This is a genomic window from Nocardia tenerifensis NBRC 101015, from assembly GCF_000308715.1.
Taxonomy (GTDB): Bacteria; Actinomycetota; Actinomycetes; order Mycobacteriales; family Mycobacteriaceae; genus Nocardia; species Nocardia tenerifensis.
The window spans coordinates 1-8,904 of sequence record NZ_BAGH01000261.1; the positions used below are offsets into that span (position 1 = coordinate 1).

Below are 8,904 nucleotides of genomic sequence, written 5' to 3' on the forward strand. Positions count from 1 at the left end.
GGCTTGCCGCCGTCGGGCGTGCGGGCGGTCAGCGTGACCCGGGTACCACCCTGCAGGTCGATGCCGAGCCGTGGCGTCAAGGCTTTGTCACCGGTGAAGAACACCAGCGCATAGATCACGGCCAGCAGCGCGGCGTAGGCGCCGAGCAGCCGGAGCGGATGCGCCGATCCCTGGGAAGGTGGCACAGTACGTCATCTCCTAGGCGGGAAGTCGAGAAGGGAACAGGCGGGCGCACTCCGGCGAGGCCGGGTGCGGACGGTGGTGCGAGCGACGGGGCCCGCGGATCGGACACCGTCGCGACGGCGGACCGGGGGTCAGGGGTCGCGGCGGCATCCGGCGCGCGGGCACACCGAGGGACGATCTAGTCCTTGGTGAGCCGGGTCTCGGTCTGCTCGGCGGATTCCTCGACGGCGTCGGCCACGTGCGCGCCGTTCGTGTCGGCGGCGGCAGCGGTCTCGGTCTCGGTCGCGGTCTCCGTCTCGGTCGCGACGGTGGTGTCCTCGGTGTCGACGCGGACCTCGCGGATGGCCGCGCGCAGCCACGTCGTGACGACGTCCTCGGCGATCTCGAGGTCGACCGTGGTGTCGTCGAGATCGACGACGGTGCCGTACAGCCCCGACGTGGTGATGACCTGGTCGCCCGCCTTAAGGGTGTCCTGCATCTCCGTGACCTTGGCGGCTTCGCGCTTCTGGCGGCGAACACCGAGGAACATCGGCACGAGCAGGGCTACCAGCAGCAGCGGAAACAGAAGTTCCATCGTCGAAGTCAGTCCCTAGTCTTGTGGGTGGGGTTGGTATGTACCCAGACAGTCTGCCAGTTCATGTCTCCGACGCCACACCGGCACACCTGCTGGGGAGCGCCGACGGGCGGTGGGGACATATCCGATCGCGTTCGCGGCCGTGCGACCGGAGTCGAAGAAGCCCGCTCGGCAGGTCAGGAAATTCTTCGGCGCGAAAAAGTATGCGCAGCGAATTCCGCACGCCTACAGTAGAAATCGCAGGAATTCATCAGCGCAGGACGTCCCGACGGCGTGGCCGGGGAGCCTGATCTACGCACGAAACTCAACGATCGCCGAGCCGTGTCTCGCGGGCATCCTGTGCGTTCACAAAGGGGAAGAGGATGGCTGAGGAAGCCAGAATCGACGTCAAAACGCTATTGCAGAAGGCCGCAGGCGACCTGTCCGCGCCGGAGCTGCACGACCTGGCACGAAGCGCCGAATCGGGCCCGTGGTTCGGAACTCCCGGCGTCAGATCGGGTGAGCCGGCCCGCCCGCCTGACTACGAGTGGCCGCTCGTGTCCGAGCATCCCTACATGGGGAAATACGGCAAAGGCACCGCGTCGGTGCACCTGGGCAACGGACACGACCGCCTGGTGAACCCGATGATCTTCGCCGACGGGTTCAACTATGGCCCTAGCGATCTCGACACACTGTGGCAGTGGTTCAACATGCCTTACTCGGACGCGGGTGAGCGCCTTTTCGACCAATTGCTTGCCGCGGGAATAGATATCGTGCTGCTCGGCTTCGATTCGCGACACGACTACATCCAGGTCAATGCCGGTGTCGCGCGGGCATGCATCGGGAAGGTCATCGCCGAGCGCCACGGCAACACGCCGCTGATCACCGGTGGCGTGAGCATGGGCGGCCAGGTCACCCGGTACGCGCTCGCGGCGATGGAACACGACGACGAGGACCATCAGACCGAAACCTACCTGTCCTGGGATTCGCCGCACAACGGCGCGTGGATTCCGTTGATCCTGCAGCAGATGGCGTACTTCTTCGAGTTCTTCGAGGCGCTCACGCCCGGTAAGGCAGGCAAGGCGAGCCTGATTCGCAGCCCCGCGGCCCAGCAGCTGCTCTGGGCGTGGGTGGCGGACGCGCGATACTCGGGTCCGATCGCCAGCGCGTCGCCGTTGCGCGCTCAATTCGTCCGGGAGATGGCCGATTTGGGCGGATTCCCGCAGCGGCCGGTCCGGCTCGGCGTCGCGAACGGACGCGGCGACGGGCAGGGGCCCGCGCTGCCACCGGGCGAGATCGTCTTCGACAAGAAGTTCCTCGGCGGCCTGGTCGGCAGCGCCACCGCGCGCTACCAGCCGGCCTTCGGCGCCGAGCAGCCGATCGGCGGCATGCACCTCGGGCTGACCGCGCGCAGCTCGACGACCACCGCGGTGGCGCCGTTCGACGGTGCGCCGGGCGGCATGCTGGACTCGTTCGGCCAGGTCGCCACGGCGCTGGGGATCGAGTTGGAGGAGGCCAAGCGGTGGAGTTGCTTCGTGCCGTCGGTGAGCGCCGTCGCGCTGGACTTCGATCCGATGACCTGGGAGGTCGACCTCGAGCAGGATCTGCGCGAGGTGTCGGCCGAGCACACGATGCTCAACGAGTTCTGTTGCAACGCAACCAATATCGAGCATTCAGTGGTAACGCCGATGCTTGCGGAGTGGGTGCTTCGCAAGATCGCGAAGTAGGACGGCGGCGCCCCGTCGGATCGAATCCGGCGGGGCGCGTCCTGTCTCAGGCGGACTTGCCGTAGACGTAATCGTCGAGCGGGAAGCTGACCGCCTCGCGGTGGGCGTTGAGGGTGCTGGTGGGGCGCAGCAGCGCGGCCTCGCCGTGCGGGTTGAAGTAGTAGCTGCGCGCGGTGGCGCAGTCGCCGCCGTAAAACACCGAGGTGCCGAGCTTGTCGGTGACGCGGTCGAGGAAGCCGGCGTTGGCCTGCTCGGTCACCTCGAAGGTCTGCTCGCCGCGGCGCAGCAGCTCGCCGAACAGCCGCCCCATGTGCTTCATCTGCGCCTCGATGGTGGTGAAGTAGGACAGGCCGCTGTAGGAGTACGGGCTGTTGAGGCTGAGGAAGTTCGGGAACTTCGGCACGGTGATGCCCTCGTAGGCTTGGAAACGGTTGTCCCGCCAGAACTTTCCGAGGTTGACGCCGTCGCGGCCGATGATCTCGATGGCCGGGAAGTTCACGTCCCACAGGTTGAAACCGGTGGCCAGGATCAGCGTGTCGATCTCGGTCTTGTGCCCGTCGGCGGTGACGATCCCTTCGGCCTCGATGCGCTCGATGGAGTCGGTCTCCAGGCGCACGTGCGGCTGGTTGAACGTGCGGAAGTAGCTGTTGGAGAAGGTGGGGCGCTTGCAGCCGAAGTCGTAGTGCGGCGTCAGCTGTTCGCGAGTTCGCTTGTCGCGCACGGACGCTCGCAGATGCGCCTTGGCGAGCATGCTCGCGGCCCGGTTCAGCGGCTTGGCCTGCGTGTAGTGCAGCACGCCGACCACCATGAGCGCCTCGAGCAGGCTGGTGTTGAACAGCCGCGCGGCCTTCTGGGTGGCGGGCACCCGGTCGAACAGCTTCTGCACCGGCGCGGGAATCGGGGCGTCGATCTTGGGCACCACCCAGATGGGCGTGCGCTGGAAAACGGTGAGCGCCTGCGCCTTCTTGGCCACCTCGGGCACCAGCTGCACGGCGGTCGCGCCGGTGCCGATGATGGCCGCCTTGCGACCGGTCAGGTCGAAGTCGTCCTCCCACGCGGTGGTGTGGATGATCTTGCCCGCGAACGAGTCGATGCCGGGGAACGGCGGGGTGTAGGGCTGGGAGAGGAAGCCCGTCGCGGTGAGCAGGTAACGGCCCGTGAGGGTTTCGCCGCCGGCGACCGACACCACCCAGTGCTGGTGCTCCTCGTCCCAGCGCGCGCCGTCGACCACCGTGCCGAAGCGCATGCGGCGGCGCAGGCCGTACTTGTCGGCGATGTGGCCCGCGTACTTCTTCAGCTCCGCGCCCGGCGCGAACAGCCGCGTCCAGTACGGGTTCGGCTCGAAGGAGTACGAGTAGGTGACCGAGGCGATGTCGACCGCGAGGCCGGGGTAATGGTTGACGTGCCAGGTGCCGCCCAGATCGTCCTCGCGTTCGAGGATGACGTAGTTGCTCAGGCCGAGGCGGTCGAGCTCGATGCCCGCCCCCATGCCACCGAATCCCGCACCGACCACGACCGCGTCGTACTGAGGCGCCACTCCGAACCTCCAGATATGTGAACCGCTTATCACAGAATGACACATCATTCCGTTTGTGACGACTGTATCATCGTGGTCGTGACGAAGCCATTGACGCGTGCCGAGCGGCGCAAAGCCGAACTCCGCCAGGAAATCATCGACACCGCGTTCGTCTGCTTCGCCGAGAAGGGCTATCACGGCACCGGCATCGCCGACATCGCCGGCCACCTCGGCATCGGGCACGGCACCTTCTATCGGTACTTCAGCAACAAGCGCGACATCATCGACCACGTGATCGACGACCTGTCGACCAAGATCATCGACACGCTCGGCACCGAGAACGCCCCCGACGCCGCCACCACGCTGGAGGAGTACCGCGCCCAGACCGACCGCATCGGCCAGGCGCTCACGCACATCCTGATGGACGACCGCCGCGTCGCCCAGCTGCTGCTCGTCCACGCGCCCGGCATCGACGACGAACTCACCGCCCGCCTCTACGGACTGCTCGACATGGCCGACTCGCTCACCGCCGGTTACCTCGACCACGGCGTCGAACTCGGTTATCTGCGAGCCGATCTCGACACCGTCAACACCGCGCGGGCGGTCACCGGCATGCTGCTCGCCGGGATCGTACACGGCCTGCGCGACAGTACCGAGGACTCGATCCGCGGGCTCAACGAGGCGATCAGGCGGCTGCTGATCGACGGAGTCCGCAAGGATTGAGCAAACCGATCAGGCCCCTGACGGGTCCGGCGGCGTTAAGGTGTGGGAACAGTTCCGACGTGTCCGCCAGGGGGCGCTGTGGTCACACAAGACCAGAAGGTACGAAATACGCACACTCCGATGGACCGGCCTGACAGAATGTCGCCCGTGACCCCCGAGGATGTGAGCCGAATCAGTTTCGCGACACCACCATTCGGGCAGCGTGGATACCACGCGGACGAGGTCGACGCCTTCCTCGACCTGGTCGCCGCGACCATGGCCGGGCGCGGCGCGCTGGCCGCCGACGATCTGCGCCACGTCACGTTCGACGCAGCCCGCCCCGGCGGCCGCAGTTACCGGGCGGATCAGGTCGACGAGTACCTGGATCGGGTGCGTGTCGAACTCGAGATCCGTCAGCGCGGAGCCAGGCCGATCCCCGCCGGCAACGGCCAGTCGATCCTGACCCCCGACGACGTCCAGCGCATGCGCTTCACCCAGTCCCCCGTCGGCCGCCGCGGCTACCACGAAGACGAGGTCGACGCCTTCCTGGATCTGGTCGCCGCCACCCTCGCCCACGGCGGCCCCGGCAGCCTCACCGTCGCCGACGTACGCTCCGTCCGCTTCACCGAGGCCCGACTAGGCACCCGCGGCTACCACGGCGACGAGGTGGACGCCTTCCTGGATCTAGTAATCACGGCGCTCCAGCACGCCGAACACCAGCACCACCGCTGGACCCTGCACCGCGACACCGCCGACTAGCACCCGCCTCCGGCAGCCGCGCACCTTCCGGCGCCCCGCGTACTCAATTACCAACGCGAATAATCAGAACCGTTGCGGCTGTACAGCTTTCGCGCTCGGCGCGTAAGTGCGCGACGTCCCGCCACACGCCCAGTCCCGCCTCAAAGCCCAGCGATCCAGCTCGAGAGGGAATCAGCGGCGGACGTTTCTCGAGCGATGCCGCCGTCAGTTCCTCATGATCGTCTGACCGATTCCGAGGGGGCGCGACGGCGCGGCTTGCGGTGGGGGCGAGGCCTATTCGAACAGGTCGAGGGTGGGTTGGGGGTCGCGGCCGCGGACTTCGATGGAGCCGAAGACGAGGTCGGGTGGGGGGACGAGGCCCAGGTGCTCCCAGGCGGCGGCGGTGGCGACTCGGCCGCGGGGGGTGCGGGCGACCATGCCTGCGCGGACGAGGAACGGCTCGCAGACCTCCTCGACGGTGGCGGCCTCCTCCCCCACGGCCACCGCGAGGGTGGACACACCGACGGGGCCGCCGCCGAAACTGCGCACCAGCGCGGCGAGTACGGCGCGGTCGAGGCGGTCGAGGCCGAGCGCGTCGACGTCGTACACCTCGAGCGCGGCCCGCGCGACGGGCACGGTGATCACGCCGTCGGCGCGGACCTCGGCGTAGTCGCGGACGCGGCGCAGCAGCCGGTTGGCGATGCGCGGCGTCCCGCGCGAGCGGCCGGCGACCTCCGCGGCGGCCTCGCGGTCGATCTGCACGCCGAGGATCTGTGCCGAACGCAGCAGGATGAGCAGCAGCTCATCCGCATCGTAGAAGTCCATGTGGCCGGTGAAGCCGAAGCGGTCGCGCAGCGGACCCGTCAGCGCGCCGGACCTCGTGGTCGCGCCGACCAGGGTGAATGGGGCGATATCGAGCGGAATCGAGGTCGCCCCAGGCCCTTTGCCGACGACGACGTCGACGCGGAAGTCCTCCATGGCGAGGTACAGCATCTCCTCGGCGGGGCGGGCGATGCGGTGGATCTCGTCGATGAACAGCACGTCACCGTCGACGAGGTTGCTGAGCATGGCCGCGAGGTCGCCCGCGCGTTCCAGCGCGGGGCCGGAGGTGATGCGCAACGCGGTGCCGAGTTCGGCCGCGATGATCATCGCCATGCTGGTCTTACCCAGGCCGGGCGGCCCGGACAGCAGCACGTGATCCGGTGTGCCGCCGCGCTGTTTGGCCCCGCGCAGCACGAGCGCCAGCTGTTCGCGCACGCGCGGCTGGCCGATGAAATCGTCGAGCGACTTCGGCCGCAGGCTGGCCTCGATCTCCCCGTCGGACTTCAAATAGCTCGGCGTGACCTGTGATTCGTCGGGTTGTTCCGCGTAATCCATGCCGGATTACCGATTCTTGCCGAGCAGGTTGAGCGCGGCGCGCAGGCCCACGGAGGTGTCGGCGGCGGGCTGTTCGGCGAGCACGGCGTCGATGGCCTGCTCGGCCTGCTTGGCCGGGAAACCGAGGCCGGTGAGCGCCTCGACGACCTGCTCGCGCACCGGCGTGATGACCGGGGCGGGCGTGCCGGGCGGACCGGACTGCACCGGAACGAGATTCACCTTGTCGCGCAGCTCGACCACCATGCGCTCGGCGCCGCGCTTGCCGATGCCGGGCACCCGGGTCAGCGCCGCGACGTTGCTCTCGGCGAGCGCCTTGCGCAGCGCCTCCGGCTCGAGCACCGCGAGCACCGCCATGGCCAGCCGGGGTCCGACGCCGGACACCGTCTGCAGCAAACCGAACAGGTCGCGCGCCTCGGTGTCGGCGAAGCCGTACAGCGTCATCGAGTCCTCGCGGACGATCATCGCGGTGTACAGCCGGGTTTCCTCGCCGCGGGTCAGCGTGGACAGGGTCGCGGGGGTGACGTTGAGGCGGTAGCCGATGCCCGCCGCCTCGATCACCGTGTGGTCGAGGGCGATCTCGAGCACCTCGCCGCGTACCGACGCGATCACCTCTGTACCGCCTTCCGTTGTTGGGCAAGCCGTTCGGCGTACTTACGCTGCGCCTCGGCCGCGCGGGCCTCGGCCTGGGCCATCCGCTCCAGCAGCGGCGCCCGCCAACAATGGCAGATGGCGAGCGCGAGCGCATCCGCCGCGTCGGCCGGTTTCGGCGCGACCCGCAGGCCGAGTATCCGCGTGACCATGGCCGTGACCTGGGCCTTGTCCGCGCTGCCGTTGCCGGTGACCGCGGCCTTCACCTCGCTGGGTGTGTGGAACACGACCGGTATGCCGCGGCGCGCCGCCGCGAGCGCGATCACCCCGCCCGCCTGCGCGGTGCCCATCGCGGTCCGCACATTGTGCTGGGCGAAGACGCGTTCGATCGCGACGGCCCCGGGTTCGTGCGTGTCGAGCCAGCGGTCGGCGGCGTCGGCGACCTGGAGCAGCCGGTGCGCGAGGTCCATGTCGGGCGGGGTGCGGACCACGTCGACCGCGATCGCGGTCACCTTCCGGCCGATCCCGCCCTCGACGATGCTGAGACCGCATCGCGTGAGCCCGGGGTCGACGCCCATCACCCGCACGAAAACCCCTTCCGCAGACACGAACAACTGTTCGAGAGTCTAGCCGAGCCAAGGTGTTTCGCGGCCCAGCGACACGGGGCGCGCGGTCAGGGCGCCGGCGGAAAGCCCAGTAGCTCCGGTTTACGGGCTCGGGCCGCCCACTCCCGCGCCGGATCGGCGACGAGGCGTCGCGCCTTCAGGTCGAGCAGGCCGCTGACGTTGGTCACCGTGGCGGCCACCTCGCCGTCGGCCCGGGTCAAGACCTGTTCGACGCGGTAGGTCTTGCCGGTCCCCCACAGCCAGACGCAGGACACGTCGACCGTGTCGCCGCCGCGTAGCTCGCGCTGGAACTTGATCGTGGTCTCCAGGTTGACCGGGCCGAAGCCGTCCGCGATCAACTCGTCGACCGAGATCCCCGCCGCCTGTACGCACGCGAACCGCGAGTGGTCGGCGTACTGGTGATACGCCGCTCCGGTGACGTGCAGCTGAGGGTCGAGATCGGACACCCGGACTTCCATACGCGTACTGAACGACACGGACCCGACTATGCCAGCACCCACCGACAACTTCGAGCGCCCAGGATGCCCGGAGCTGATTCACAGGCAGTCTCGAGGAACGGTGTCGACAATGCCGGAGGTGTCCGCCCTTGGAGTGCCGTTCGCCGCGCCGGAGACGCCGCCGGCTCCGCAGCTGCCGTCGGCGAAACTGAACTATCAGAACACCTTTCATCACGGCATCTCGCTGCTGCACGGCTGGCTGCCGCTGACGATCGAGCTCGCCGCGGCGGCCGTGCTGCTGCTCGCCCTCGCGCGCACCACGCGACGGTGGTGGATGATTCAGGTGCCGGTGTGTGTACTGGTCGGCGTGGCGGCTGCGCTGGTCGCGCGGTGGTATGTGTCGAACGAGGGCCTGGCCTCGGATCCCGCGCCCGCGATGCTGTGGGCGTGTGTCGGC

The 8,904-nt window shown here is 68.4% G+C and carries 9 protein-coding genes and 2 pseudogenes; 4 read left to right on the forward strand and 7 right to left on the reverse strand.

Annotated features, from left to right (window positions below; genetic code table 11):
- Positions 1-185, reverse strand: a pseudogene (locus ON39_RS20165) (protein translocase subunit SecD); the annotation flags it as partial.
- A 176-nt stretch (positions 186-361) separates the two neighbouring features.
- Positions 362-757, reverse strand: coding sequence for a preprotein translocase subunit YajC (yajC, locus tag ON39_RS20170; protein ID WP_040736597.1), 396 nt, complete (start codon positions 755-757; stop codon positions 362-364).
- Between the two features lie 362 nt (positions 758-1,119).
- Here yajC and ON39_RS20175 point away from each other — a divergent pair, with 362 nt between their 5' ends.
- Complete coding sequence (locus ON39_RS20175) at positions 1,120-2,463, forward strand: lipase family protein (protein WP_146251328.1); 1,344 nt, start codon at positions 1,120-1,122, stop codon at positions 2,461-2,463.
- 46 nt (positions 2,464-2,509) lie between these two features.
- On the opposite strand, the gene ON39_RS20180 is transcribed toward ON39_RS20175, so the two are convergent.
- Positions 2,510-4,000 carry a flavin-containing monooxygenase gene (locus ON39_RS20180; RefSeq protein WP_040736599.1) on the reverse strand — a complete coding sequence of 497 codons (1,491 nt, stop codon included), beginning with the start codon at positions 3,998-4,000 and terminating at the stop codon, positions 2,510-2,512.
- Between the two features lie 36 nt (positions 4,001-4,036).
- Between ON39_RS20180 and ON39_RS20185 the strand changes: the two genes are divergently transcribed.
- Both ON39_RS20185 and ON39_RS51175 read left to right on the forward strand, forming a co-directional pair.
- Complete coding sequence (locus ON39_RS20185) at positions 4,037-4,702, forward strand: TetR/AcrR family transcriptional regulator (RefSeq protein WP_051186834.1); 666 nt, start codon at positions 4,037-4,039, stop codon at positions 4,700-4,702.
- 138 nt (positions 4,703-4,840) lie between these two features.
- Positions 4,841-5,440: a DivIVA domain-containing protein gene (locus ON39_RS51175; protein ID WP_051186835.1), complete on the forward strand. Its 600-nt coding sequence runs from the start codon at positions 4,841-4,843 to the stop codon at positions 5,438-5,440.
- A 273-nt stretch (positions 5,441-5,713) separates the two neighbouring features.
- Here ON39_RS51175 and ruvB read toward each other — a convergent pair whose 3' ends face one another.
- The 4 genes from ruvB to ON39_RS20210 all read right to left on the reverse strand — a co-directional run bounded on the left by ruvB (position 5,714) and on the right by ON39_RS20210 (position 8,486).
- Positions 5,714-6,796, reverse strand: coding sequence for a Holliday junction branch migration DNA helicase RuvB (ruvB, locus tag ON39_RS20195; RefSeq protein WP_040736601.1), 1,083 nt, complete (start codon positions 6,794-6,796; stop codon positions 5,714-5,716).
- A 6-nt stretch (positions 6,797-6,802) separates the two neighbouring features.
- A complete protein-coding gene (gene ruvA, locus ON39_RS20200) occupies positions 6,803-7,405 on the reverse strand; it encodes a Holliday junction branch migration protein RuvA (protein WP_040736603.1) in 603 nt (200 codons plus the stop codon).
- Positions 7,402-7,971 carry a crossover junction endodeoxyribonuclease RuvC gene (gene ruvC, locus ON39_RS20205; protein ID WP_040736605.1) on the reverse strand — a complete coding sequence of 190 codons (570 nt, stop codon included), beginning with the start codon at positions 7,969-7,971 and terminating at the stop codon, positions 7,402-7,404. Before ruvC ends, ruvA begins: the two co-directional genes overlap by 4 nt.
- Before the next feature lie 86 nt (positions 7,972-8,057).
- The gene (locus ON39_RS20210; RefSeq protein WP_085998226.1) at positions 8,058-8,486 is read right to left on the reverse strand and encodes an acyl-CoA thioesterase; all 429 of its coding nucleotides are present in this window, start codon (positions 8,484-8,486) and stop codon (positions 8,058-8,060) included.
- A 100-nt stretch (positions 8,487-8,586) separates the two neighbouring features.
- Between ON39_RS20210 and ON39_RS20215 the strand changes: the two are divergent.
- Positions 8,587-8,904 (forward strand): annotated as a pseudogene (locus ON39_RS20215) (hypothetical protein); the annotation flags it as partial.